Genomic DNA, 2,067 nt, shown 5'->3' on the forward strand with positions numbered 1-2,067 from the left:
TATTAATGCAAAACCAAGGTAAAAGCTTATCCTTTGCCTCTTTATCTTCTGAGATTTCCGCTCTTGCGTCTTTCCGGTGCGTTACTCTCCAGAAAGGAGGTGTTCCAGCCACACCTTCCGGTACGGCTACCTTGTTACGACTTAGCCCCAGTCACCGGTTTTACCCTAGGCCGCTCCTCGCGGTTACAGACTTCAGGTACCCCCGGCTTCCATGGCTTGACGGGCGGTGTGTACAAGGCCCGGGAACGTATTCACCGCGCCATGGCTGATGCGCGATTACTAGCGATTCCAGCTTCATGAAGTCGGGTTGCAGACTTCAATCCGAACTGGGACCGGCTTTCGGGATTCGCTACGCGTCGCCGCGCCGCTGCCCGCTGTACCGGCCATTGTAACACGTGTGTAGCCCTGGACGTAAGGGCCGTGCTGATTTGACGTCATCCCCACCTTCCTCGCGGTTTACACCGGCAGTCTTGCCAGAGTCCCCACCGCTACGTGCTGGTAACTGACAACAGGGGTTGCGCTCGTTATGGGACTTAACCCGACACCTCACGGCACGAGCTGACGACAACCATGCAGCACCTTGAAGAGTGTCCGAAGAAAAACCTGTTTCCAGATCTGTCACTCCCCATTTAAGCCCAGGTAAGGTTCCTCGCGTATCATCGAATTAAACCACATGTTCCACCGCTTGTGCGGGCCCCCGTCAATTCCTTTGAGTTTCATCGTTGCCGACGTACTCCCCAGGTGGATTACTTAATGCTTTCGCTCAGTCGCTTAAGCTCATTCGCCCAAACAACCAGTAATCATCGTTTACGGCGTGGACTACCAGGGTATCTAATCCTGTTTGATACCCACGCTTTCGTGCTTCAGCGTCAGTATTAGTTTAGTAAGCTGCCTTCGCAATCGGTGTTCTGAGTAATATCTATGCATTTCACCGCTACACTACTCATTCCGCCTACCTCATCTATACTCAAGACTGACAGTATCAACGGCACAACTTCAGTTGAGCTGCAGTATTTCACCGCTGACTTACCAGTCCGCCTACGCACCCTTTAAACCCAATAATTCCGGATAACGCTCGCATCCTCCGTATTACCGCGGCTGCTGGCACGGAGTTAGCCGATGCTTATTCGTACGGTACCGGCAATGTCTTACACGTAAGACCTTTTCTTCCCGTACAAAAGCAGTTTACAACCCGTAGGGCCGTCTTCCTGCACGCGACATGGCTGGGTCAGACTTCCGTCCATTGACCAATATTCCTCACTGCTGCCTCCCGTAGGAGTCTGGTCCGTGTCTCAGTACCAGTGTGGGGGACCTTCCTCTCAGAACCCCTAAACATCGTCGCCTTGGTGGGCCTTTACCCCGCCAACCAGCTAATGTTACGCATGCCCACCTTCAACCGCCAAAGCTTTAACTATCCTGTCATGCAACAATATAGTCCTATGGAGCATTAATCCCCGTTTCCGGGGGCTATTCTCCTGTTGAAGAAAGGTTGCATACGCGTTACTCACCCGTGCGCCGGTCGTCAGCTCCCTTTCCGAAGAACGGGACTGTTACCCCTCGACTTGCATGTGTTAGGCCTGTCGCTAGCGTTCATCCTGAGCCAGGATCAAACTCTTCGTTGTAGGAAAGTTTTTCTAAAAATCTCTTTTAAGTAACTTACCCTATTTCACGCCTTCGCTTAATCCCTTATATAAAGTTGACCCGGAGTCCGCTTTTACCTTGCTTTTGGTTTTGCATCAATAGTGTCAAAGAACTTTCTTGCGTGGTACCTCTTCGTCAGGCTGTTTCTTCTCTTTATCCCTTTAATGGTTGCCTCTTTTCCGATTCCGCCAACTCCTCTTTCTGCAACCTCAACCTCGCCTGATTAACCACTCATCTTCTATTTTCTTATTCTGCCTCCCTTGGCAGAACCCTTTTTCTAAAGCGAATGCAAAGATAGCGTATTTTTCATTCCCCCGCAAAATTATTTCTTCCCTTTTGCGCCTTCCGCCCCTATTCCCTTGCTGTATCCTGCTTTCAGCCTTTTCTGAAGCGGCTGCAAAAATACATACTTTTTACCCGACTTTT

General features: G+C 50.6%; 1 rRNA gene. It reads right to left on the minus strand.

The annotated features are described in order from the left end of the window. Window positions 1-92: 92 nt before the first annotated feature. Window positions 93-1,622: ribosomal RNA gene (locus tag ATH1_RS19835) — 16S ribosomal RNA — on the minus strand. Window positions 1,623-2,067 lie beyond the last annotated feature (445 nt).

This window comes from Anaerophaga thermohalophila DSM 12881, assembly GCF_000191885.1.
GTDB lineage: Bacteria > Bacteroidota > Bacteroidia > Bacteroidales > Marinilabiliaceae > Anaerophaga > Anaerophaga thermohalophila.